Genomic DNA, 24,110 nt, shown 5'->3' with positions numbered 1-24,110 from the left:
TAAAGTTTGGCTTTACCTGATCTTTGCGTTGTAAATATGATGCAAAACGGGCTGGCTACACGCGCACGCCCATCAGATCGTCGATTTCTTTGCTGAGCGAATCGAAAATGTTTTCGATGGTGCCTTCGCCTTTGATTTTTTTCAGTTTGCCGAATTTGGCGTAGTGATCGGCAACGGGAGCGGTTTTGTTATGATACTCCACGATGCGTTTTTTCACCACATCCTCGCTGGCGTCGTCAGAACGGCCGGAGGTGTGACCGCGCTCCAGGAGGCGGCGTACCAGCTCATCTTCAGGTACTTCGAGGCTCAGCACGGCGGAAATGGCCGTTTTCTTGAGGGTCAGCAGCTTGTCTAACGCTTCCGCCTGGGCGGTGGTGCGCGGAAAACCGTCGAAAATGAAGCCGCGGGCTTCAGGATTGGCGTCCAGCTTGGAGGAGATCATGCCGATCACCACCTCATCGGGCACCAGTAAGCCCTGGTCCATCACCTTCTGCGCTTCCAGGCCGAGCGGCGTTTTTGCCGCGATCTCGGAGCGCAACAGGTCGCCGGTAGACAGGTGAATCAATCCGTACTTTTCGATAATGTTGGCACTCTGCGTTCCTTTCCCGCTGCCGGGAGGGCCAAATAGAATTAAATTGACCATGTGTTGCTGATAATAATTGACCGCAAGCAATAGGCTTGCGCTTGTTTACAGGTTCGTTCGCGATGCTTCTTCTTACAGTCTGCGCCCTAAAAAGTTCATCCATTAACGGGCCGTAAGGTGCAAATATAATAAGAAATTGAATGAGTTGGTAATTAATATTGTAATTACTGAATTCTGGCGAATGTATCAGCCAAATTAATAAAGATAATTCAATAAAAGAAGGAAAAACGTAGACGATGATTAAATCAATCCGCCCCAAATTGACCATCCGTCCTAAAGATATATTCGAATAATGCAATGCGTTCGCCGTCAGTCAATTCCCGCTGGTGGATGCACAGGATTTTTGTTATGTTTATGACATGATGAGATTATTAACGGTAGCAGGGCTGAGCGGATTGCTCATGGCCGCTTCCGCCCGGCCGGAAAGCATGCTCGAGAAACCATCCATCCTAACGGACAATACCATGCAGGCACGCCCCGGACCCGGGCCGGCCGATCGCTGGGTCGACAGCGTATTCAATTCCCTCAGTCATGAAGAACGGATCGCGCAGCTGATCATGATCCGCGTGCATTCCAACCTCGGGGCAGACCATGTTGCCGCCGTTCTGAACGATATCCGTAACGTGAAAGTCGGCGGCATCGTGACATTTCAGGGCGGACCGGGGCGGCAGGCCCACCTCGTCAACCGCCTGCAAGCGGCCAGCCAAACACCGCTGCTCGTGGCAGTAGACGGTGAATGGGGACTTGGAATGCGGTTCGTGGACAGCGTCATCGCTTTCCCGCGGAACCTCATGCTGGGAGCCGTGCAAGACAGTGCGCTTATATACGAAGTGGGCAAGGCGATGGGCGAACAATGCCGCCGGATGGGCATCCAGTACAACTTCGCGCCCGTTCTCGATGTCAATAACAATCCCGAAAACCCCGTGATCAACGACCGTTCTTTCGGGGAAGACAAATACCAGGTGGCGCGCCTCGGCGTGGCCATCATCAAGGGGATGCAGGATGTGGGCGTGATGGCCTGCGCCAAGCACTTCCCCGGGCATGGCGATACCGACGTGGATTCGCACCACGATCTGCCGGTAATCCGGAAGTCGCTCGCCAGCCTCGATTCCCTGGAGCTGTATCCCTTCCGCCGCGCCATCGAAGCCGGTGTAGCTTCCGTGATGATCGCCCATCTGAACGTTCCGGCGATCGACGACAAGCCCAACACGCCCACTTCCATCTCCTACAAAACCGTTACGGACATGTTGAAAAAAGACATGGGCTTCGACGGGATCGTGGTGACCGATGCGCTGGAAATGCAGGGCATCCGCAAATATTACAGCAACGGGCAGGAATCGCTGCAGAGCCTGCTGGCCGGCAACGACCTCATGGAACTGCCTTCCACGGCGCGCGGGAGCGTGCAGGCCATCGCAACGGCCATCCGGAAGGGACAGGTAAGCCGGGAAGAAGTATACCGCCGCGTGAAGAAAGTGCTGCGCTCCAAATACGACGCAGGACTGGCCCAGCTCCAGCCCATCGACCCCCGGAACATCGCCGCAGACCTCAACGCGCCGGTGCTCCCGCTCCGCCGCCGGATTTCCGAAGAAGCCATCACCGTTCTTCGCAACGATAATCACCTCCTGCCCATATCCTCCGTTCCCGGCCAGCAGAAAATTGCCGTGGTAGCCGTGGGAGTAGATGGCGGCAACAACACCTTCCTTTCCGCCGTCCGCGCCCACCGCCCCGATGTGGCGGGATACGTGTTCAGCCCCAGGCAAACCGAAGCGCAGGTGGCCGGAATGGTCAAAGTGCTGAAAAGGGACTACGACGCCGTGATCATCGCGCTGCAGGACTACAGCCGCAGGCCGGCGAACAATTACGGCATCACCCGTGCGGAAAGGGCCGTCATCAACCAGATCCAGGAAGAAATGCCCGCCGTGACGGTCGCGTTCGGCAACCCGTACGCCATCCGTTACTTCTGCGACGCGCCCACGATCATCGCGGGATATGAAGACGATAGTATTACCCATCGCGCGGCGGCCAACGTGATTTTCGGCAAATTGCAGCCGAAAGGAAAACTGCCCGTGACCGTATGCGAGAATTTCCCCTTCGGTACCGGGCTGACCAGCCTTGTTCCCGAAACCCCGGCCGTAACGGCAGCCACCGTCGATCCGGAAAGCGTGGGCATGAAAAGCGCCATCCTGCAAAGGATCGACTCGCTGGCGTACGACATGATCGCCCAGGGCGCGGCTCCCGGCTGCCAGGTGCTGGCGGTGAAAGACGGGAAACTCGTCTACCATAAAAATTTCGGTTTTTACGACTACAGTCAGCGCGAAAAAGTGACCGACAGCTCCGTGTACGACCTGGCTTCCGTCACGAAAATCTGCGCTACTACCTTGTCTGTCATGCGCTTGTACGACGAAGGCAAGTTGCGGCTCGATGCCACGCTGGGCGACTACCTGCCCTGGGTGCGCGGGACGGACAAGGCAAGGCTCACGATCCGCGACGTGCTGCTGCACCAGGCGGGCCTCGTGGCGTACATTCCCTTTTACAAGGAAACGCTCATGCCCAACGGCTGGCCCGATACCCTGCTTTTCGCCCCCCAGCAGGATTCCCTGCACACCGTGCGGGTAGCGGAAAACCTGTATATGGAAAGCCGGTACCAGGATACCATGTTCCGCCGGATACTCGACAGCAAATTGCTGCCTTCGGGCCGCCAGTATATTTACAGCGACAATGACTTCATTTTCCTCGGGAAGATCGTGGAAGCCCTTACCGGCCAGCATCTCGACCATTACGTGCGCGAAACTTTCTACGAGCCCCTCGGCCTGCAGACCACCGGCTTCGAGCCGAGGAGCCGGCTGGCACTGAGCCGTTTGGTGCCTACGGAATTCGAGTCCAATTTCAGGGTGCAGTGGATCCGCGGGGATGTGCACGACCCCGGTGCCGCGATGTTCGGCGGCGTGGCCGGGCATGCCGGGCTGTTCTCCAGCGCCGGCGACCTGGGCGTGCTGGTACAGATGCTGTTGAACGGCGGCGCGTACAACGGGATGCAGTTCATCCGTCCCGCCACGATCCAGATGTTCACCGGGTATCATTCCGGGATCAGCCGCCGCGGGCTGGGGTGGGACAAGCCCGAGAAAGACAACGCCACGCGGCGGGAGCCTTATCCCTGCAAGTCTTGTTCCCCGCAAACCTACGGCCATACCGGGTTTACGGGGACCTGCGTGTGGATCGACCCGGCGAAGAACCTGGGTTTCATCTTTTTGAGCAACCGGGTTTGCCCGAACGGGGGAACGAATTACAAGTTGTCGAGCCTGAAGGTGCGGGAGAATATGATGGAGACGTTGTACCAGGCGATGTTGTAGAAAAAAAGCATTTCAAATAGGGACGGGGCCGGCAATTATGCCGGCCCCGTTGTTTTTGGTGTTAACGAAACAGGCAGCCGGTGAACGGGGTCACGGGCTGCCTGTGGGGAACATGGGGCTGGAAGAGCCGGGGGGTTATTATTCGACAGACACGGCGCGGTTTACCATGTATTGCGTTTTGATAACAACGGATTTTTCCAGTTTATTTTTTCCATTTCTGATTTCAAAGGTATAGTCGCCGTCTTCCAGCTTCTCGAGGTTGTAGCGGCCAACAAACCGGGATGAATTCAGGTCGAGCGCTTCTTTGTGAAGCGTATTATTGTTCCCGTCTTTGATGTAAAGGGTAAGTTTGTCTTGCATGGGATTGTCGATCTGCACGATGAATTTCAGGCCGCGGGCGCCTTCCTGTGCGATGTCGATCTTGCATCCTCTTTTCACCATGTAGTTGGCGTCTTCAGGGGCTTTCTCTGCGCGGGTTTCGCGGTTGGCCGGCTCGGCGGCGTAGGCGAAAGTGCTTTCCTGCGCAAGGGCTTGCACCGAGATGCCGATAATCAGCAGAACTGCCGTGATAAATCGTTTTGGAGCTGCAACAAATGTCTTTTTCATTTCTTGGATATTTTAATAGTTAACTTTCTCTGGCTTCGTAAGTGTCTTTCTTTTTGACATCACAAAGGTCCAGCCTTGTCGTTAAGCCATCATTAAGCGGGCATTAAGTAAATGTGAGCAGATCGTTGACTTTTTGTTATCGATAGGTAATTGCCTTGGTAAATTGCTCGAACGGTGGATTGTTTTGGAACGGGGTATCGGAACTGTCTGTAAGCTGCTGACGTGCTAAAGTTGTTAATCGTCTGTTAATCAGGAAAACGAAAGTACGATTAAACCCTATATAAAAATCAAAATGGGAAAATTTTTTTTCATATGGATAGCGTAATAAATACACGAACGCCGCCGGCCGGAGGGGCCTGGCGGCGTTCGTTCGCTATTGTCTGTTAATTGATAACGGGTTGTTAATTATAGCCGGGATTTTGTTTGATTTTATCGTTCCTCCGGATCTCCGCCGCCATGATCGGCACGAAGTAATGTTTGTCGGAGAAGACGCGGTCCTGCCCGCTGTTCACCACTTTGTACGTCCAGGTATACGTGGTGCCGTCGGGGTTCAGTTTCCCGAAGATCTCGATCCCGTTCGCGGGGCCGGTGAACACGGTTTTGGCGATCATCCAGCGGCGGGCGTCGTAGTAGCGGTGATCTTCGAACGAAAGCTCGTACCGGCGCTCGTAGCGCATCGCTTCCCGGAGCGCATCGCCGGCAACCGTATTGGCCAAAGCCGGCATCCCACCACGGGTGCGGATTTGATTGATCAGCGGGCGCGCTTCGTCGAACCTGTTCAGCTCGATCAGCGCTTCGGCCGCGTTCAGCAAAATCTCGGAGTAACGGAACCAGGGCCAGGCCTGGTCGCCCCGGAAGAATTGCGCGTCGAGCGTAATGTCCATGAACTTGCGGATGTAATACCCGGTGTAGGTACCGTTCCAGTTCTCGATCGCACTGGCGCGCGTGTCGAGCCCGTTTTGCACAACGATCGCGCCCTGCGCATTTTTCTTTTCGAATTTACCGGTTTGGATTTCACCGACAGGATCGAGGGCGATGGCATCGGCCGGACGTTTCTTCCATTTCGCGCCGTTATACAGAATCGTTGCGTAGAAGCGCGGATCGCGGTTTGCGTAAGGGTTTGCCGCATGCGCGGGATTGGCCCAGCTGAAATTGGAACCGTCTGCCATCTGGTAGCCGGACACGAAGTTTTCCAGGGGAACGTTGCCGCCCCAGTTGTGGTACCCGTTCGGCCCGTTGTACAGATCGTGCGAAGTGCCCTGGAACTGGCGATTGAAATACCGCGCGAAAATGATCTCCGGATTATCCTTGTCCAGGAACACGCGGGTATAGTTGTCTGTGGCGTTGGACGTGGGTTTGTAGATGGAGAAAACATTCAGGTCGATGATCGCTTTGGCGGCGTCGAGGGCTTTCTGGTAGCGTTGGTCCTGCGTGGCCGGGGTCGCGTTCACATATCCGCGGTAGGCCTGGTCGGCCGGAATGTTCGGCTGGTTGAACAGATCGCTGGCGGCGAAGGTAAGGATGCGCGCTTTCAGGGCCATGGCGGCATATTTGGTGGCACGGCCGGGTTGTTCGTGCTTCGGCGGCAATATACCCGCGGCCTTGTCGCAATCTTCCACGATGAAATTCACGCATTCCTCGAACGATCCGCGGGCGATGAGCATTTCATCCCGGTTTTCGAGCGAATACGGTTTCTTCACCAGGGGAACACCGCCCCAATAACGCACGAGGGTATGATAAAAGAACGCGCGGAGAAAATGCACTTCCCCGATGAGCCGCTGCCGCTGGGCTTCGTCCGTAAACGGCACTTTCCCGATCATCTCGAAGAAAATATTACAGTTACGGATGGCGCGGTAATATTTCTCCCACTCGCCGTACCGGTCGTTGAATGCACCGAGATCGTCGGGCGAAAGCGCATCGGTTACCGCCGTTTGGGTACCGTAGTTGTGGATGAAGCGGCTTTCGTCCGATACCGAGCTGAGCATCACTTCGTTAAAGCCATGCCGCATCTGCAGGTACAGATTATTGACGTAAGCCACCACCAGCGGAGGGTCTTTCCAGACGTCTTCGTCGCTGTAATCGTTCAGCGGCTTTTTATTCAGTATGTCTTTGTTGCACGCAGCAGAAAACAACGTCATCGCCGCAAGAAGCATATATGTAAGGTGTTGGATTGTTCTTTTCATGACGCTTGTTTTATAAGGTGAGGTTCAGGCCAACGTTGAAGATGCGCGTTTGCGGATAGAATTGTCCGCTGCCGGAAGGAGATTCCGGGTCAAAGATCTTCACCTTGTCGAACGTAATGAGGTTCTGTCCGCTCACGTAAATCCGCAGGTCTTCGATGCCCGCGCGTTTCCGGAGGCGCTCGGGGATGGTGTACCCCAGTTCCACCGTCTTCAGCCGCAGATAATCGGTATTCCAGAACCAGAACGAGTTCGGACGGCTCACCCAGTACTCACGGTCACGGTCGTACGGCCTTGGCATGGATGCGTCGATGTTGTCGGTCGTCCAGCGGTCGTTTGCGATCTTCATGGGGAAGTTGCCGATGAGGCCGGATTCCGTCCGGATGTACTGGCTGGATCCGGTGGCGCCCTGCCACAGCATCGTCACGTCGAAATTGCGATAATTGGCCGCCAGCGTCAGCCCGTAGTTCCAGGTCGGGTATTCCGAACGGTCGATCCGGATGCGGTCGAGGTCGTTGATCACCCCGTCTCCCTTGCCGTCTTTGGTGGGCAGGTCTTCGAAGATGATGTCGCCGGGCCGCGCGCCGCCCACATGAGGATAGCTGTTCACGTGATCGGCGTCGCGGAAGATGCCGATAGCGCGGTAATAGAGCGGTGCGCCGATCTGTTTGCCGGTCACTTTTTGCCATTCGGGCGTGTTCGGCGCTTCGTCCCAGTTCACGATCTTGTTTTTGGCGTGGGAAATGTTCGCCACGATTTCATAAGTGAACTTGTTCACGGTGCGCTTGTGGGTGATGTGAAGATCGACGCCTTTGTTCTTCACTTCGCCGATGTTCTCATCCGGCAGCGTCATGCCGGTATACAACGGGATGGAAGCCTGGCGGGGCGCGAGGATGTCTTTACGGTGCGTGAAGAAGAACTCCGCTTCCAGCCCGATCAATCCATTGAACAGCTTCGTTTCCAGCGCGATGTCCGTGTTGTTGGACCGCTCCCAGGTGATGAACGGATTGGGAATGGTAGACGGGTTGATGGCACTGTTGGGCGTACCGCCGAAAACGGGCCCGTTGGCGATGATGTTGTAAGTCTGTACGTACTGGAACGCCTTGATGAGATCGTTCCCCATTTGTCCGTAAGACGCGCGGATTTTGAAATAATCCATCGTGGAACCGAACGTCGATTTCCAGAACGGTTCGCTGCTCAACACCCAGCCGGCGGAAACGCCTGGGAAGAAACCGAACCGGCGGCCTTCGGGGAAGTTCTGCGATCCGTCGTACCGCCAGTTGAAATCGAACAGGTATTTTTCCGCGTAGTTGTAGGAGAAGCGGCCGAAATAGTTCAGGCGGGCGTATTCGAACCCGCTGCCGCTGTTGTCTTTCTCGTCGTTGGAGCCGGCATTGATCTGGTCAACGGAGCCTGAAAGGTAATATTTCCTTTTGAGCCATGCCGCGTCGCCGCGCTGCTCGCTGCGTTCTATCGCAACCAGGCCGCCCACGTTGTGTTTGCCGAATGCGCGGATATAGTTGATCTTACCGTTCAGGGTAATGTTCTGGCCCTGGTTGAACCATTCTTCCAGCTCGGGGGCAGACACGCCGCGGTTGGAGCCGGAAACTTTCGGCTGGCCGTTTTGATCGAAGCCGTTGAAGGAATACAGCGTCCAGGGCTTGATGAAGCGTTTGTTGAAGTTGAAAGACTGGTCCAGCGCGAAGTTAGCGTCGAGGAAGAGGCCTTCCACCTGCGGAATGTAGAGCACGGCGCCGAGGTTGCTGTTGAGGATGTAGGTTTTGTCTTTCTGGTACCCGATGGCGTTGGTGCTGGTTACCACTGGGTTATCACCGTATTCGATGTCGGGGCCGGGCAGTCCGTTGGGCCAGACGGCGGCTTCGGTGGGCCGTCCGCGGAGGAGTGCGCGGAAGATGGAACCGGCGCTCCTGGGCGGGAAGTTCCTGTCTTCGAGCCGGCCTGCCACGTCGAGGCGGACGGTGAAGTATTTGTTGACGTTCGCGTCGAGGTTGATGCGGACGTTATGCTGCCGGTATTTGGTGGCGCTTTCCTTGAAAATCCCGTCCTGGAAAAGCGTTCCGAGGGAAACGAAGTAAATGAACTTGTCTGACCCGCCGCGCAGCGAGAGGTCGTGACGGTTCTGGCTGCTGAGGGGCTTCACCACTTCGCCCACCCAATCGGTGTTGGGATGCGTCCAGGGGTCGGAGCCGGAAGCGAACTTCTGGATGTCCTGCTCGGTGAAGGGCGCCGTTCCGCCTGCGTTCACGTTGATTTCATTTACGATCTTGGCATACGTAGGCGCATCGGCCATTTCGGGAATGCGCGTGGGTTGAGTGAAGGCCTGGTTGAAACTGTAGCTCAGTGTAGGCTTGCCCGTTTTACCGCGCTTGGTGGTGATGAGGATTACGCCATTGGCCGCGCGGGAACCGAAGATGGCGGCGGACGCGTCTTTGAGCACCGAAATGTTCTCGATGTCGTTCGGGTTGAGCCGCTGGAACCCGTCGCGGGGAATTCCGTCGATCACCACGAGCGGGTCGGAGTTGTTGAAGGTGCTCCGGCCGCGGATGAGGATGCGGGAACCGTCGTACCCGGGCTCGCCGCTGTTGTTGAGGGCCATCAGCCCGGAAACGCGGCCCACCAGCGCGTTAGACACGTTCACCGTCGGCGCCTGCTTGATTTCTTCTCCCTTCACCGTGCTTACCGAACCGGTTTTGGTCACTTTCTTGGTGACGCCATACCCCGTCACCACGTACTCGTCGAGCTGACTTTCCGTTTCCTTGAGGGTGATGGTGACGGATGAGGCGCCGTTGAGCGGATGCTCCTGGGTTTCGTACCCGATAAACTGGATCACGAGCACGGAATTGGGTTCCACGCCGTTAAGCGTGAAGTTCCCTTTTTCATCTGTAACTGTCCCTTTGGTAGTGCCTTTCAATACTACCGTTACGCCGGGGAGGGAGACGTTCTTGCCATCCCTGATTTTACCCCTGACCGTTTGCTGGGTAGATTGCTGGACAGACTGGGCGCGGGAGACGGGCATGTCTCCTGAAAAGACGGCGAGCACAGCCATGAGCATGGCTCCGCCATAACGTGGAATTCTTCGCATAACTGTAACGTGTTAGGTTTCGTTCAAAAAAATAGTAACTGGTATCGATTCAATAATTACCGATGCAATTCGTCAATGACTTATTCACTGTGTCGTATCAACCCATCGTTGAAAATTAGTGGAAAGCTTGAAGCATAGCCATGGGCACGGCTTTGCCACAACGTGGAATGTTTAGCATAATTTTTTCTATTTAGGTTTATTCAAAAAAAATGGCAACGGGCTCGATTCAGATCTTCTAATTACCGATGCAATAATTCACTGTTATCATTCCATATCATACAACCGGGCAACAAATCGGGCTACACGCAATCGGGTCTGGCTGCTTGTCGAGAAAAACGCGGAGGCGGACTGGCCTCCCGGAAAGATGATGGCATGGCCAAAAGTTTGGCACAGCCGTAACGTGGAAAGTTTCGCATAACGTGTCGGGTTTCGTTCAATAAATAGATGAACTCGTTCGATTCAGATCTCAGCAGTTAAGTTATCAAGTTTTTCTTTAAATATTTTCTAAATAAGTGTAAGATGGACATAATAAAGTTTAGAAAATATCCGGTAACTTAGTCCTGACACTGCATGTTCATGAAAGCAAGACTCTTACTGGCTGTGGCCGTACTGGCCTTCTCGGCCTGCACAAAGGAAAAAAGCAAGGAAACGCCCATTAAGGGTACAACCTGCGATTATGCGCCCTATTTCACAGGCGCTACGTTTTCCTATAATACGGTAGACGGGTCAACGGATACGCTGCGCTACACGCTCCTCGTAAAAGGCGATTCCATGATCAGCGGCCAGCCCTGGCGTGTGCTCGAGGATGTGGACATGGGTGATAAATCCCTCTTCCGCTGCGGTGGCGGGGAATATGAAACCATGGCCGATTTTTCGGACATTCCCGGTGCGCCGGCAGATAAATTCCACACCGTTTACCTCCGCGATAACCTGCCGCCCGGCGGGTCGTGGACGGAATCCGTGCTCGTCGATATTCCCATACTCGGGAAGGTCAACGTCACCGTTACGCACACCATCGTCCAGAAAGGTTCGCCCAAAACCACGAAACAGGGGCAGACTTTCGAAGATGTGATCGGCGTCAGGACGGAAGCCTCCGTTCCCCCGGTTTATCCCGCACAGGAAATATTCACGAATTTCTACGCGAAAGGGGTAGGGCTCATCCAGCTGGAAAGCCCGACAGACACGACGTACGTTACTTCGTACGCTTTCCCTTGAGTTTCAATTTATTATTCACCATCCTTCCAGGCCCAGAGGTACCGGCACGCGTGTGAACGGTAGGGCGCCCATTTGGCGGACAGTTCCAGCAACCGTGCGCGGTGCAGCTTTTTGTCGGATGGGTCGAGCTTGTACAGCCGGGTCATGGCTTGCTGGATGCCGAGATCGTCGGGAGAGAAGATGTCTTCCCGGCCGAGGTAGAACATGAGCAGCATTTCGACGGTCCACCGGCCCACGCCCTTGATGCGGGTGAGGTAGGCGATCACTTCGTCGTCGCTCATTTTGTGGAGGCGCGCGTCGGTCAGTTTTTCTTCGATCACGAAGCGGGCCACGTTGTGGACGTAAGAGACTTTGGCGTTGGAAAGCCCGATGGCGCGGAGGGTTTCGGGCGGCGTGTCGAGGATTTGTTGGGGTTTGGGCTCCTTGCCGCCGTAAAGCGCCAGGAATCTGCCGTAGATCACCTCCGCCACGCGGACCGACAACTGTTGGCTCATAATGGAGCCTACGAGCTTCAGCGCGATGTTTTTCCGCACCGGCAGTACTTCCAGCGGGGCGGAGACGATCTTTTGCAGTTTTTTATCCTTACGAAGATGTTGAATGTAAACTTCGTGCGGTGTCATGTTGATTCCGATTAATCGATGGCGTAGGAAACGGTCCCGTCTTTCTCGTCTTTCAGCTGGATACCGATGGCCTGGAGCTGGTTCCGGATTTTGTCGGACGTGGCGTAATCTTTACGGCCCTTGGCTTCCTTCCGGATGTCGATCAGCAGCTGGAGCACGCCGTCGAGCTTGCCGGTGTCGGCGGTTTCTTCGGAGCGCATGCCCAGGATGTCTACCAGGAACGTTTGCCAGGTGGTTTTGAGCAGCGCGAACGTGGATTCGCTGAGCTCGTGCATTTTTATCTGTCCGCCTCGGAGCGAATTGACGATGGGCGCCAGTTCGAAGAGATTGGCGAGTACGCGGGCGGTGCTGATATCGTCGCTCATGGCGGCGGCGCAATCGTCGCAGAACTCACGCACTTGTTTGTCTAGCTCATCGTTGACTGGGCTTCCGTTGCCGGCGTATTCCAGTTTCTGGAGCGTTTCAAAGGCAGCCCAGAGGCGCGCCAGCCCTTTTTCCGCGGCTTGCAGGGCTTCGTTGGAGAAGTCGAGCGTGGAGCGGTAATGGGTCTGGAGGATGAAGAAACGGATGGTCATGGGGCTGTAGGCCTTTTCCAGCAGCGGGTGCGTACCGGCGAAGAGGTCTGTGAGGCGGATGACGTTGCCGTAGCTTTTGCCCATCTTTTTCCCGTTGATGGTGATCATGTTGTTATGGACCCAATAGCGGGCCATCATGTCTCCATGTGCAACGGTGCTCTGGGCGATTTCGCATTCGTGGTGCGGGAACTGGAGGTCCATACCGCCACCGTGAATATCGAACTGTTTGCCGAGGTATTTGCCGCTCATGGCGGAGCACTCGATGTGCCATCCGGGGAAGCCGTCGCCCCAGGGGCTGGGCCAGCGCATGAGGTGCTCGGGCGGTGCTTTTTTCCACAGGGCGAAGTCGACCTTGTTCCGCTTTTCGTCCTGGTTATCCAGTTCGCGGGTGGTTTCCAGCTGGTCTTCGATGACGCGGCCGCTGAGGATACCGTAATGATGTTGTTCGGAATATTTCTTGACGTCGAAGTACACCGAGCCGTTGGCTTCGTATGCGAATCCGTCGTCGATGATCTTTTTGATCATTTCGATCTGTTCCACGATGTGGCCGGTGGCGGTGGGCTCGATGCTGGGCTGGAGATTGTTGAACTGTTCCATGGCCCAGTGGAAGAGGTTGGTGTATTTCTGCACCAGTTCCATGGGCTCCAGTTTTTCCAGCAGCGCGCCTTTGGCGATCTTGTCTTCCGCGTCCCTTCCTTCTTCCTCAAAGTGCCCGGCGTCGGTGATATTGCGGACGTATCTCACTCTGTAGCCCAGGTGCAGGAGGTACCGGTACAGCACGTCGAACGTGATGAACGGGCGTGCATGGCCGAGGTGCGATTCCCCCGAAACGGTGGGTCCGCACACGTACATGCCCACGTGACCGGGATACAACGGTGTGAATACTTCTTTTTGTCGGCTTAGGGTATTGTGTAGTTTAAGCTGTTCTGACATATCAAAAGGTTCGAGGGGCGAATTTCGCATTTTATCACCCTAATTTCGAATTTTTTAGCCAAAAGCCGAAGACAAACTTATGAAGCTTATTCGTCCTCCCCGAACCGCAAATTGGTGATCACGGGGTAATGGTCGCTGAGGTCGGTGGGGATGGTGCGGAAGCCGTGGACGGTAAACGCGGGGTCTGCGAAGATGTAATCGATGCGCAGGGTGGGCGAGATGCCGGAGAAAGTCCGGCCGATACCGCTGCCTTTTTGCAGGAACGCGTCTTGCAGGTTGCCGCGGATGGTATAATAGGTATAACTGGCCGGGGTGTCGTTGAAATCGCCGCAAACCACCACGGGGTGCGGGCTCGTCCGGATGAAGTCGGCTACGATCACGGCCTGGCGGCTCCGGCGGACGTACGCGTCGCGCATTTTGTAGAGGATGCCGCGCGTGGCCACGAGCCCCGTGTCTTTCTGGGCTTTCACCTTGTTGATAGACTGGTAATCTTCCTTGTTGAACCGGAAAGATTCGAGGTGCATGTTGATGATGCGGACCGTGTCGTTTCCCTTAACGATATCGGCGAAAATGAGGCTTTCGCCCAGTGGGCCGCTCGATAATTTCACTTTGTCGGAAAGGATGATGGGGAATTTCGAGAAGATGATGCTCCCCCAGTGCTGGGAACCGTTTCTGTTGAAATCGCTCGAAAAGAAACGGTGGGGCATATCCAGTTCCCGCGAAATATCTTCCCGGTTATTGAAATCGTTCTTTTTTTCGGAAGTATAAAAATCCTGCAGGCACAGCACATCCGGCTCATACCGCTCTATCAGCCTGAAAATGGAATCGCGCACGGGCTTGCTGTTCTTGGTGCTGTACAGCCCGAACAGCGCCACGTTGAAACTCATGACGTTGAAGCTCCCGTCGGGCCGGTCGGCCGTGTCCCAGTTCTGCGGCCAGCGGATCGCCACGAAGGAGGAAACCGACTTCCAGCCGAGCAATAACGCTACCAGCGGGATGAGCGCGTATTTGGGATGAAAGATGAGCCAGAAAATGAGAAAAAGCCCCAGGATGGCCAGCAGGAAAGGAAACCCGAGGGTCAGGAAACTGATCGGCCAAAACCGTACCGGGGAAATGAAAGGGACCAGGCAGGCCAGTAGGAAAAAAACAACAACAAGGATGTTCACCGTGAGGAAAAACCCTTTTGTAAAAAGTCGTAAAAATTTCAACAGGTCAAATGTTTGGCTGCTATAAATTTAAATCATTAATTGACAATACGTTAATAAATGTAATGCCAGGTTGTGGAACAGCCGGTTTCGTATGCAAAATCTCTTTATTGTGTGACGGACCCGCTTTACCGGCGCAAAGATAAACGCGCTGAAAGGGGAAAATGTTGCAGCAGTCGGCTCCGGTACACTTTCACGTCTTCCACCAAAAAACGCTCGTCGGGCAGCACGTAATCGATCCGCAAGGTGGGCGAGATGGAGGAGAAAGTCCTCCCCAGCCCGAATCCCCGTTCCAGCCAGGCGTCCTGCAGCCGGTTGCCGCGAACGGTGTGGTAGGTGTAGGAAAGGGGAACGTCGTTGAAATCGCCCGTCACGATGACCGGTCCGGGTATTTTTTCCATTTCATCTTTCAGGATATTGGCCTGATGCGCGATGAGCCTTTTGGTGAGCCTCCGCCCGCTGAAGGGCAGGATGGCCCTGCGGAAGTTGTACTGGTCGCTGTTGAGCTGGTACGACGCGAAGTGCGCCACCAGCAGGCTTACCGTATCGCCATGCACGAGGAGCTGCAGCCGCAGCAAATCTTCGTCGCGGCCATAACCGCCTTTGAACGGGATGCGGGCGGAATCGATGATGGGGAAGCGGGAAAAGACGATGGTGCCGTAATGCCAGGTTTTCCAGTTCACGAAATGCGGGGCGAAGTAATGGTAAGGATATTTGCCGGCTTCGCGGATGCGCTGGAGATGCCGGTCGCGGTCGGGCCGGGAATTGGTGTAAAACTCCTCCATGCAAAGGATGTCCGGCGAAGCTTCGCGGAGCACTTCATCGATTTTGCCGACGACGGGCGTATCGGTTTTATAGTTTTTCAACCCCATGCTGGAGGAGTTGAAAGTCATGACGGTGAACGATTTCGCGGAGGCGTCCACATCGCCGCGGATGCCGCCGAACGCGAAATACGGGATGATGCCGCGGATAGACAGAACCAGTGCCAGCAGCGGGATGCGCCAGTACCGGCGTTGCTTTTTCCACAACACGGCCATCAGTATGATAACGATGACCCAGAGAACGGGAAAGGCGAGGCCGGCGAAGCCGAAGGGCATATAATTTCTCGGTCTGGCAAGCGGCAGCCAGGCGGAGGCAACAAGCATCAGTGAAATGACGTAGGTCGCAATGCGAATGTTGAAGAGTCGGGATAACTTCATAACAGGCGATGGGGCATGGGATGTTGAACAGCTAAAATAATAAAGCTGCTGCGCATTTTCTGTAAAATCCGTGTTATTCTTCGTCGCGGCTGGCGCGGATGAGGATTTCGCGATCTTCGGGCGAGAGGCTTTCCATGCCCTGGTCGTTGATCTTGTCGAGGATTTCGTTGATGCGGTGTTCCGGTACCTGGCCCACTTTTACGTAGGGCAGGGGCGTGTTGCGGGAAGGCGGCTCGGGAAAAGTGGCGCTTTCCTCAGCTTTGCGGCCCAACTTTTTTTTTGGATCGAAAATATGGGTGATGTTGTAGAAGAGGTCGAAAGATCTGTCTCCGAAGCGGCTGCCGTTCCGCAGCGCCAGTGCGATAACAGCGCCGGCGATGGCGCCCCCGGCCATGTAAGCCAGGTTGGTCATGCTGCCGTCTCCCATCGACACCGAAGCGATGTGTACCACGAGGAAAATCCCGAAGAAGATCCATACGGGCACCCCGCCCCGCCAGAGCTGGGGGAACACGCGGAGCCCCGGGGAAAGGAAGGTGATACCGGCGGCCAAAGCCATCACGCCGGCATGCGCGCCCATGATGCCGGAACCGGCGGTTACGGGCGGGAAAACGCCGGGCAGTAAATTAACGGCGGCCATATAAGTGGCGTATCCGGCGAAGCTGCCGAGCACGTAAACTACGGGAATCTGTTTGTATCCGGCGCGCTGTTGCAGGATGGTGCCGAACACGAAAAGCCAGACCATATTGCTGAAAATATCCCAGAAGTCGAGATGCGCGAACATCGCCGTGAGCAGGGTCCAGGGTTTGGCAAGCAGGGTACCCGGTGAGGCGGACACCATGGTGTTGGTCATGATATCACGAACGAAATGCTGCTCCTGGTACCCTTCCATGAAGAAAATGATCTTGATGAAGTACAAGAGGATGAATACGGTAATGTTCACTAGCAGAAGCTGGGTTACCATGTTCTTTTCTTCTCCGAGGGACAGGCCCGGGGTCCGCTCTTTTTCTGCTACTTCCATGGCACTGGTGTTTGTATGCAAAAATACGATTTTTTTAAAAGGTCATTAACTGCGGGGATCGCTTCGCTCGCCCCAAATCTTCAACAGGATGTAGGCGAAAAGCGCTCCGCCCAGGTGCGCGAAATGCGCTACGTTATCCCCCGCCTGGTTCTTGAACCCGACATACAATTCCCACAAAATGTACCCGCCGATGAAATATTTAACCCGGATCGGGAACGGAATGGGAATGATGAACAATTGTTGATTGGGATACAGGTACCCGAAAGCCAGCAATACCCCAAAAACCGCACCGGATGCCCCTACCGTGGGAATATTTTTAACTTCTTCCACGAAAACGGACACGAAATGTTTGGTTTGCCAGACCAGTTGATCTGAGTCTGCGGGCAGCCGCTGCCAAGCATCTACGAAGCTCTGCATCTCGTTGATCCCGTATTTGTCGACGATCACCCGGAAATTATCGAGCGTCGGATGATCGTAAAATGCCTGTGCGAGTTTGGAGAGCTGCATGTTCTCGTACGTGAGCACGGATTCGTGGCAAAGCGCCGCGCCGAGGCCGCAGATGAGATAGAAATTCAGGAAGCGCTTCGGCCCCCAGCGGTTTTCGAGCGTGGAGCCGAACATCCATAGGGCGAACATGTTCGAGAAAACATGGAGGAAATTGCTCTCGTCGTGCAGGAAAAGATGCGTGATGAACTGGTGCGGCCGGAAGTATTCGCTCCCCCAGTACCGCAGCCCGAGATAATCGCTCAGCTTGAAGCCGTACATCTGCAACAGCGCCACCTGGGCCAGCCAGACAGCGACGTTGATGATTAACAAATATTTGATAACCAGTGGTAAATACCGGAAACCTCCGGGTCTCATCTCACTCATGACCGTTACTTATTCGTGATGGTTACTGTCAATCTCTTTTACCTCTTCACGCTGCAATATTAATATCTGCGCTGCAGCAGCACTACGTTCTCGATGTGGTGGGTGTGCGGGAACATGTCTACCGGCCTCACCCGTTCGATGGTATATTTTTCGGCCAGCAGGGCGAGGTCGCGCGCTTGCGTGGCGGGGTTGCAGGATACGTACACGATGCGCGGCGCGGCTACTTCGAGCAGTTTGGCCGTCAGTTTTTCGTGCATGCCTGCGCGCGGAGGGTCGGTAATGATCACGTCCGGCGCGCCATGGGCGGCAAAAAACGCATCGTCGGCGATGTCGATCACATCCCCCGCGAAAAATTCCGCATTCGTCACGTTATTCATGGCCGCATTCTCTTTCGCATCGGCGATGGCTTCGGGGATGAGCTCGATGCCCACTACCTTGCCCGCCTGCCGCGACACGAAAATCCCGATGCTGCCGGTACCGCAGTACAGATCGTACACCGTTTCCTTACCGGTCAGTCCCGCAAATTCGCGCGTCACTTTATACAGTGCCTCGCCCTGGAACGTATTGGTCTGGAAAAACGATTTCGGCCCGATCTTGAAGGTAAAGTCCTCCAGTTTCTCTTCCACATATCCTTTGCCAAACCAGGTTTTCGGCTCGAGATCGAAGATACTGTCGTTTTTCTTCGGGTTGATGGTGTAAAGCAGGGTCGTGATGGCGGGAACCTGTTCCAGCAGGTGATCGAGGAGGCCTTTCAGGGCTTCGTCTTCATGATGGACCACAAGGTTGGCCATTACTTCGCCGGTGGAGCAGATGCGCAGCACGAGGTTGCGCAGCCAGCCGGTTTGCTGGCGGATGTCGTAATATGACAGGTCATGCTTTTCGGCATAAGCCCGGATGGTGTTCTTGATCAGGTTCGCCGGTTCCTCCATGAGGTGGCAGGTCTTGATATCCAGCACCTTATCGAAAAGGCGCGGAATGTGGAAGCCGATAGCGTTGCGGCGGGGGATTTCTTCCCCTTTGGCCGGCATTTCCGCATCGGTCAGGTACGCCTTGTTGGAAAAGGTGAATTCCAGCTTGTTCCGGTAACGGCGGATGTGTTCCGCGCCGAGGATGGGTTCCAGAGGCGGGAATTCGAGGTGGCCGATGCGTTTGAGATTATCTTCCACCTGCTGTTGTTTGTAAGCCATTTGCTGGTCGTAGGGCAACATCTGCCATTTACAACCTCCGCAAATGCCGAAATGTTCACAGAAAGGCTCCGTTCGTTGGCCGGAATAGCTCCGGATGTGGGTGGCTTTGCCTTCGGCCCAGTCTTTTTTGCTTTTCGACAGCCGAACGTCTACCACATCGCCGGGCACTACGCCGCCTTCGATGAAGATCACCTTGCCGTCTACCCGCGCAAGGGCTTTGCCTTCAGCGGCATAGCCGGTTACGGGCACATTTTCAAGTACTACATTTTTTTTCCTCACGGGTGCAAAGGTAGGACGGTTTTATTTACTTTTATTCCTCCTATGCAAAAACTGCTAACTCTCCTGCTCGGCTGCCTTTGCAGCACTTTATCCCTTCATGCGCAGGGCTACCAGATCACCGTCAGTTTCCGGGACCTGCCGTCCGGCACGCTGTACCTCGGCCATTATATGGGCAAAACCACTTATGTAATGGATTCCGCGAAGATCAACGATAAAGGCACCGCCGTGCTCCAGGGCAAGGAAGCCCTCCCCGGCGGCATTTACCTGGTCGTATTGCCCGGAAAGCAAAAGTATTTCGAGATTTTGCTCGATAAAAAGCAGCAGTTTTCCATCCAGGCAGACACGGCCGACCTCCTGGGCAACACGGTTTTTACCGGCAGCCCGGACAATTCCCTGTTCTCCGACTACAACAAATTCATTCTCCAGAATAGCCGCGAGCTGCAGGCCAAAGCTTCGGCCGCCCGTACCGCGGCAGACTCCGCGGCGCTCCGCCCCCTGTCAGACGCCTTCGGCAAGCAGCTCCAGGATTACCGGGCCAACGTCATCTCGAAACATCCCGCATCGCTGCTGGCCGCTATTTTCAAAGCCATGCGCGAACCGCAGGTCCCCCCCGTTCCCCGGCGTGCCGACGGAACGGCCGATTCCACCTACCCGTACTTCTATTATAAAGGACATTATTGGGACGATGTGGATTTAGGCGACGGGCGCCTCGTGCGCACGCCCATCCTCGAAGCCCGCCTCGAACGCTATTTCAAGCAGCTCGTGGCGCCGGTGCCCGATTCCGTGATCCTGGAGGCCGACAAAATCGTCGCCAAAACACGGAAAGACAAGGAATCTTTCAAGTTTGTGGTCTGGTGGCTGACGCATACCTATGAAACGAGCCCGGTCATGGGGATGGACGCGGTTTTCGTTCACCTCGTGGAAAAATATTACGTGACCGGGGAAGCGTTCTGGTTGAGCGACGAGCTGCGCGACAAGATCATCAGCCGTGCCTATACCATCGCGCCGAACCTCATCGGGCAGCAGGCGGCGCCGCTGGAACTGAAGGATACCTCCGCCCGTAAAACCAGCCTGTACGACATCAAATCCAAATACACCGTGATCGTTTTCTGGGACCCCACCTGCGGCCACTGCATCACCGAAGTACCGAAGCTCGACTCCGCCTGGAAGGCCAGCTGGAAAGATAAAGGGGTTACGATGCTGGGGGTCCGGACGGACGGCACGCGCGAAGAATGGACCAAATTCATCCGCGACAACAAAATGACCGGCTGGGTCCACGCCTGGGACCCCGAATACAAAACGAACTACCGTAAATTCTACGACGTATACGCCACACCGGTCGTTTACCTGCTCGATGAACGGAAGAAAATCCTGGCAAAACGTCTCGGCGTCACCCAATTAGATGAATTTCTGAAACGGGCGACGGGCGGCGATAACCAAAAGTAGTTGAACGTATCTTGATGGTTTTCAGTTTGTTGAATAGCCAATTGCTTCCTTTGGCACGTTCTTTGGAATCAACCTGTCATCACCAAAACTATAGGTTATGACGAAAAAGATGATGTTAACTTGTGTGGCGATCGGCATGTCGGTTGCTGCAATGGCCCAGGTAAGAGTAGGTGTAAAAGGCGGCTGGAACGTGGCAAACGTTTCGGACGCAAACAGCGGTTCGGTCGATAAAAGCCGTTCCCTGAATTCATTCCACATCGGCGCGATCGCGGACCTTCCGCTTTCTCCCGTCCTCTCTTTGCAGCCGGGCGTATTTTACACCGGTAAGGGCACAAAACTCGAACGTGGCGAGTCTGACGGCCTCAACTACTTCAAAACAACGACCGGCCCCCGCTACATAGAGGTTCCCGTAAACTTCGTAGGTAAAATCCCCGTTGGGCAAGACACCCGCATTTTCCTCGGCGCCGGCCCGTACGCAGCATTCGGCGTTGGCGGTAAAAACAAATGGGAAACCACCGTGGCCGGTATCAAAACTTCCGGCGAAAGCAATATCAAGTGGGACGACGATACCCCGTTCAACGATGGAGATCCCAACAAAGGGTACGATAAATTCAAACGGTTCGACTATGGCGGTAACCTCCTCGCCGGTATCGAATACAAGAATTTCCTGCTGTCTGCCCAGTACGGCCTCGGCTTCGGTAAAATCCTTTCCGGGACAGACAACAGTTCGGACGACAAGGGTAAAAACCGGGTCTGGAGCTTTTCCGTCGGCTACCTGCTCGGCCGCAGCAAGTAAACAATTTGGACCGGATGGCAGTTTATTAGTCAACACTAACATCCGTAAAGCAACATTTTCCTAAAACAACAAAAACATATCATGAAAAAAGTTCTCTTGTCCGTTGCAGCCATGCTGATGGCAGGCGCCACATTTGCCCAGGTTAAATTCGGGGTGGTGGCAGGACCGCAGTTTTCCAGCCAGACGTATAAATTGAACGGCAACAAGGAAACCAGCGATTTATTGACCGGTCTTCGTGGCGGTGTTACGGTAGATCTTCCGCTGGCCGACGAATTTGTTATCCAGCCGAGCCTGCTGTACTCCGGCAAGGGCGGTAAGGAGAAAAACGGGAATTTCGAAGGTAAGATGCGCATCCACTACCTGCAGCTGCCGGTCAACTTCATGTTCAAGCCGGAAGTAGGATCGGGTAACCTGTATCTCGGTGCTGGTCCGTACTTCGCCATGGGCTTGGGCGGTAAGCTGGAAGGCCAGGCGTTCGGCATCACGGGCAGCCGTGATATCGACTGGGACAACGACATCAAGCGTTTCGACGCGGGTGCCAACCTCCAGTTCGGTTATGAATTGCCCCAGGGCCTGAACTTCGGGCTGTATGCAGACCTGGGCCTGGTGAATATCCAGCAGAACGGTAACAGCGACAATTCCCGCCGCAACACTTCCTTCGGCGTCACCGTAGGTTACAAGTTCGCGGGCCGTTAACCGGCGCTTTCATCGCAACAATCAATATTTAAAAAGTCAGGCGTGGACCGAGTCCATGTCTGACTTTTTTTTTGTCGCCTACGGGGCTCACTATCAACGGTTCAGCAGCCAAAACGGCGCTTTGGGACCTGAAATCGGAAATTTAAGTTAACAATTGGTTATTACGGACGTTTATACAATGAAACTCAATCTTCTTTGTAGTAGCTTGCGACCGCATTACAAAGGACAGTAGACGACGATTACAGGACCCCTAACCGAATTACGCTCCAATTTTTTCGATTATGCCAGCCTTAGGATCGTCGGGCCCCCTAAAACTATATCCATGAAGAGAGCTTTAATCGTGTGCATGCTCATGTATGTAACCCCCGTTGTATTTGGACAGGTCAGTGTAGGCGTGAGGGGAGGGATGAACGCATCCAACATTGAATTCAGCGGAGATGCCGCCGACATTATCGGCAAAGGTTACATGGACCCGCTCTATGGCTGGCATGCCGACCTGTTGCTGAACATCCCGTTAGCGAACAGGATTTACCTGCAGCCGTATTTCCGATACATCCGGAAAGGCGCTACCATTCGTGATCAGCCCTGGCTGAAACCGGACGTTCCGGGGACGCTGGTTTCCAAAGGCCGGCGGATGGAGCTGAATTATCTTGAATTACCGTTGAACGTTGTGTATAAATTGCCTGTAGGAAAAGGTTACCTCACCGGCGGGCTGGGCCCCTACCTGGGTTATGGCCTCAGCGGGAGATATACTTACCAGACCACGCGCGATGGGCAAGTGCAGAGCCATGAGTACCGGAAAGTAAGGTTTTCGGGTGGCGGGGACGATGCCGACGTCATCCGGATGAGCCGTTGGGACGCCGGTGCGCATTTTTCAGTAGGGTACGAGTTCTTCAGCTCGCTGACCATCGCCGCCAACTGCAATATCGGGATGAAAGATGTGGACCGCAGCGGTTTTACCCGCAGCCGAAACCAGTATGTGGGGCTGAGCGTGGGTTTCCTGTTCAACCGGGAAGATTATTAAGGGATTATCGATACCAGATAAAAGAGAAGGGACCACCATGCGGTGGTCCCTTCTCTTTTTATTTTTTATACCCGGGTAGGGGTAAGGTGAATGGCAGGCGTCATAATACCAAGCAATACATCACCAATAAGTTTTCTAAACAAAGGTGTGACAGTTATAGGGAAACACAGCCATTGCGTATCCACGCAATGGTTTTCCATTTTTACTGGATGGCCGAAACCACCGCCTGTACCACTTTGGGTTTGCCGAGGGTGTAATAATGCAGCACGGGGATGCCGGCGGCTTTCAGTTCCTTCGACTGCTGGATGAGCCATTCGGTGCCAACCAGTTCCACGTCTTTATCGGTTTTGCATTTCAGCACCTCGTTGGCGAACTCGTCGGGCATATCCACGTGGAAGATGCGCGGGAGCACGGTCAGTTGTTTTTTGGAAGTGAGGGGCTTGAGACCGGGGATGATGGGCACATTGATGCCGTTTTCGCGGCATTTGGCCACGAAATCGAAGAATTTTTTATTGTCGAAGAACATCTGGGTAACGATATAATCGGCCCCGCCGTCTACTTTTTTCTTCAGGTAGTTCATGTCGGTCTGCAGGTTGGGGGCTTCGAAATGCTTTTCGGGATAGCCGGCCACGCCGATGCAGAATTTGGTTTTGATGCCTCCCTGGAGGTCTTCTTCGAGGTACATGCCGTTATTCATCTGTACCACCTGCTCGAGCAGTTCGAGGGCGTAGCGGTGGCCGTTGGGATGGGCTTCGAAGAAGGTTTCGTTTTTGGGTGCGTCTCCCCGGAGCACGAGCACATTGTCGATCCCGAGGAAGTTCAGGTCGATGAGGGCGTTTTCCGTCTCCTCCTTGGAGAAGCCGCCGCAGATGAGGTGGGGCACGGCGTCTACCTTATAATGGTTCATGAGCGCGGCGCAGATGCCCACGGTGCCGGGGCGCTTGCGGATCTCCACCTTGTCGAAACTCCCGTCGGCCCGCTTCTTGAACATATGCTCGCTGCGATGGTAAGTGACATTGATATATGCCGGCTTGAACTCCATCAGCGGGTCCAGGTGGTCCCAGATGGAGTCGATGCTTTTCCCTTTCAGCGGTGGCAGGATCTCGAAGGAGATCAGGGTGTCTTTCGCCTGGGCGATATGTTCGGTGACTTTCATTGTTGGTCT

The 24,110-nt window shown here is 54.8% G+C and carries 18 protein-coding genes; 6 read left to right on the top strand and 12 right to left on the bottom strand.

What is annotated here, in order from left to right; translation table 11 throughout:
- Positions 1–55: 55 nt before the first annotated feature.
- Entirely contained in the window at positions 56–643 is a 588-nt protein-coding gene (locus ACQKLP_RS25245) for an adenylate kinase (RefSeq protein ID WP_341842002.1), read from the bottom strand.
- A gap of 359 nt (positions 644–1,002) precedes the next feature.
- Between ACQKLP_RS25245 and ACQKLP_RS25240 the strand changes: the two genes are divergently transcribed.
- Entirely contained in the window at positions 1,003–3,993 is a 2,991-nt protein-coding gene (locus ACQKLP_RS25240) for a glycoside hydrolase family 3 N-terminal domain-containing protein (RefSeq protein ID WP_427325879.1), read from the top strand.
- A gap of 138 nt (positions 3,994–4,131) precedes the next feature.
- Here the strand turns inward: ACQKLP_RS25240 and ACQKLP_RS25235 are convergent, their stop codons facing one another.
- The 3 genes from ACQKLP_RS25235 to ACQKLP_RS25225 form a co-directional block, all read right to left on the bottom strand.
- Positions 4,132–4,599: a hypothetical protein gene (locus ACQKLP_RS25235; RefSeq protein ID WP_427325877.1), complete on the bottom strand. Its 468-nt coding sequence runs from the start codon at positions 4,597–4,599 to the stop codon at positions 4,132–4,134.
- A 401-nt stretch (positions 4,600–5,000) separates the two neighbouring features.
- The gene (locus ACQKLP_RS25230; protein ID WP_427325875.1) at positions 5,001–6,782 is read right to left on the bottom strand and encodes a RagB/SusD family nutrient uptake outer membrane protein; all 1,782 of its coding nucleotides are present in this window, start codon (positions 6,780–6,782) and stop codon (positions 5,001–5,003) included.
- 10 nt (positions 6,783–6,792) lie between these two features.
- Positions 6,793–9,882: a SusC/RagA family TonB-linked outer membrane protein gene (locus ACQKLP_RS25225; RefSeq protein WP_427325873.1), complete on the bottom strand. Its 3,090-nt coding sequence runs from the start codon at positions 9,880–9,882 to the stop codon at positions 6,793–6,795.
- Positions 9,883–10,458: 576 nt separating this feature from the next.
- Between ACQKLP_RS25225 and ACQKLP_RS25220 the strand changes: the two genes are divergently transcribed.
- Entirely contained in the window at positions 10,459–11,097 is a 639-nt protein-coding gene (locus tag ACQKLP_RS25220; RefSeq protein ID WP_427325871.1) for a hypothetical protein, read from the top strand.
- A gap of 11 nt (positions 11,098–11,108) precedes the next feature.
- Here the strand turns inward: ACQKLP_RS25220 and ACQKLP_RS25215 are convergent, their stop codons facing one another.
- From ACQKLP_RS25215 to rlmD, 7 genes are all read right to left on the bottom strand, one after another.
- Positions 11,109–11,717, bottom strand: a complete 609-nt coding sequence (locus tag ACQKLP_RS25215) for a DNA-3-methyladenine glycosylase family protein (RefSeq protein WP_427325869.1) — start codon at positions 11,715–11,717, stop codon at positions 11,109–11,111.
- An 11-nt stretch (positions 11,718–11,728) separates the two neighbouring features.
- The gene (gene cysS, locus ACQKLP_RS25210) at positions 11,729–13,225 is read right to left on the bottom strand and encodes a cysteine--tRNA ligase (RefSeq protein WP_427325868.1); all 1,497 of its coding nucleotides are present in this window, start codon (positions 13,223–13,225) and stop codon (positions 11,729–11,731) included.
- 86 nt (positions 13,226–13,311) lie between these two features.
- Entirely contained in the window at positions 13,312–14,433 is a 1,122-nt protein-coding gene (locus tag ACQKLP_RS25205) for an endonuclease/exonuclease/phosphatase family protein (protein ID WP_427325866.1), read from the bottom strand.
- 125 nt (positions 14,434–14,558) lie between these two features.
- Positions 14,559–15,629: an endonuclease/exonuclease/phosphatase family protein gene (locus ACQKLP_RS25200; RefSeq protein ID WP_427325864.1), complete on the bottom strand. Its 1,071-nt coding sequence runs from the start codon at positions 15,627–15,629 to the stop codon at positions 14,559–14,561.
- 73 nt (positions 15,630–15,702) lie between these two features.
- Positions 15,703–16,647, bottom strand: coding sequence for a rhomboid family intramembrane serine protease (locus ACQKLP_RS25195; RefSeq protein WP_427325863.1), 945 nt, complete (start codon positions 16,645–16,647; stop codon positions 15,703–15,705).
- 45 nt (positions 16,648–16,692) lie between these two features.
- Entirely contained in the window at positions 16,693–17,463 is a 771-nt protein-coding gene (locus tag ACQKLP_RS25190; RefSeq protein WP_427325862.1) for a rhomboid family intramembrane serine protease, read from the bottom strand.
- A gap of 113 nt (positions 17,464–17,576) precedes the next feature.
- Positions 17,577–18,983, bottom strand: coding sequence for a 23S rRNA (uracil(1939)-C(5))-methyltransferase RlmD (gene rlmD / locus ACQKLP_RS25185; RefSeq protein ID WP_427325860.1), 1,407 nt, complete (start codon positions 18,981–18,983; stop codon positions 17,577–17,579).
- A 42-nt stretch (positions 18,984–19,025) separates the two neighbouring features.
- On the opposite strand from rlmD, the gene ACQKLP_RS25180 reads away from it, so the two are divergent.
- The 4 genes from ACQKLP_RS25180 to ACQKLP_RS25165 all read left to right on the top strand — a co-directional run bounded on the left by ACQKLP_RS25180 (position 19,026) and on the right by ACQKLP_RS25165 (position 22,945).
- Positions 19,026–20,429, top strand: coding sequence for a redoxin domain-containing protein (locus tag ACQKLP_RS25180; RefSeq protein ID WP_427325859.1), 1,404 nt, complete (start codon positions 19,026–19,028; stop codon positions 20,427–20,429).
- Positions 20,430–20,526: 97 nt separating this feature from the next.
- Entirely contained in the window at positions 20,527–21,225 is a 699-nt protein-coding gene (locus tag ACQKLP_RS25175) for a porin family protein (protein WP_427325857.1), read from the top strand.
- A gap of 81 nt (positions 21,226–21,306) precedes the next feature.
- A complete protein-coding gene (locus tag ACQKLP_RS25170) occupies positions 21,307–21,921 on the top strand; it encodes a porin family protein (protein WP_341841985.1) in 615 nt (204 codons plus the stop codon).
- A gap of 322 nt (positions 21,922–22,243) precedes the next feature.
- Complete coding sequence (locus tag ACQKLP_RS25165; protein ID WP_427325855.1) at positions 22,244–22,945, top strand: porin family protein; 702 nt, start codon at positions 22,244–22,246, stop codon at positions 22,943–22,945.
- Between the two features lie 202 nt (positions 22,946–23,147).
- On the opposite strand, the gene metF is transcribed toward ACQKLP_RS25165, so the two are convergent.
- Positions 23,148–24,101, bottom strand: a complete 954-nt coding sequence (metF, locus tag ACQKLP_RS25160; protein ID WP_427325854.1) for a methylenetetrahydrofolate reductase [NAD(P)H] — start codon at positions 24,099–24,101, stop codon at positions 23,148–23,150.
- Between the last annotated feature and the right edge of the window lie 9 nt (positions 24,102–24,110).

The sequence above is a fragment of the Chitinophaga sp. NPDC101104 genome (genome assembly GCF_050277495.1).
Taxonomy (GTDB): Bacteria; Bacteroidota; Bacteroidia; order Chitinophagales; family Chitinophagaceae; genus Chitinophaga.
The sequence above is the reverse complement of the archived record's forward strand: the minus strand, read 5'-3'. Positions and strand labels throughout refer to the sequence as shown.

What these genes read in the sequence shown, in the direction of transcription:
- ACQKLP_RS25225 (WP_427325873.1), bottom strand. Translation starts at nt 9,882, where the DNA reads ATGCGAAGAATTCCACGTTATGGCGGAGCCATGCTCATGGCTGTGCTC.
- ACQKLP_RS25240 (WP_427325879.1), top strand. Translation starts at nt 1,003, where the DNA reads ATGATGAGATTATTAACGGTAGCAGGGCTGAGCGGATTGCTCATGGCC.
- ACQKLP_RS25195 (WP_427325863.1), bottom strand. Translation starts at nt 16,647, where the DNA reads ATGGAAGTAGCAGAAAAAGAGCGGACCCCGGGCCTGTCCCTCGGAGAA.
- ACQKLP_RS25165 (WP_427325855.1), top strand. Translation starts at nt 22,244, where the DNA reads ATGAAGAGAGCTTTAATCGTGTGCATGCTCATGTATGTAACCCCCGTT.
- ACQKLP_RS25170 (WP_341841985.1), top strand. Translation starts at nt 21,307, where the DNA reads ATGAAAAAAGTTCTCTTGTCCGTTGCAGCCATGCTGATGGCAGGCGCC.
- ACQKLP_RS25200 (WP_427325864.1), bottom strand. Translation starts at nt 15,629, where the DNA reads ATGAAGTTATCCCGACTCTTCAACATTCGCATTGCGACCTACGTCATT.
- ACQKLP_RS25235 (WP_427325877.1), bottom strand. Translation starts at nt 4,599, where the DNA reads ATGAAAAAGACATTTGTTGCAGCTCCAAAACGATTTATCACGGCAGTT.
- ACQKLP_RS25230 (WP_427325875.1), bottom strand. Translation starts at nt 6,782, where the DNA reads ATGAAAAGAACAATCCAACACCTTACATATATGCTTCTTGCGGCGATG.
- ACQKLP_RS25180 (WP_427325859.1), top strand. Translation starts at nt 19,026, where the DNA reads ATGCAAAAACTGCTAACTCTCCTGCTCGGCTGCCTTTGCAGCACTTTA.
- ACQKLP_RS25245 (WP_341842002.1), bottom strand. Translation starts at nt 643, where the DNA reads ATGGTCAATTTAATTCTATTTGGCCCTCCCGGCAGCGGGAAAGGAACG.
- cysS (WP_427325868.1), bottom strand. Translation starts at nt 13,225, where the DNA reads ATGTCAGAACAGCTTAAACTACACAATACCCTAAGCCGACAAAAAGAA.
- ACQKLP_RS25175 (WP_427325857.1), top strand. Translation starts at nt 20,527, where the DNA reads ATGACGAAAAAGATGATGTTAACTTGTGTGGCGATCGGCATGTCGGTT.
- ACQKLP_RS25220 (WP_427325871.1), top strand. Translation starts at nt 10,459, where the DNA reads ATGAAAGCAAGACTCTTACTGGCTGTGGCCGTACTGGCCTTCTCGGCC.
- ACQKLP_RS25215 (WP_427325869.1), bottom strand. Translation starts at nt 11,717, where the DNA reads ATGACACCGCACGAAGTTTACATTCAACATCTTCGTAAGGATAAAAAA.
- metF (WP_427325854.1), bottom strand. Translation starts at nt 24,101, where the DNA reads ATGAAAGTCACCGAACATATCGCCCAGGCGAAAGACACCCTGATCTCC.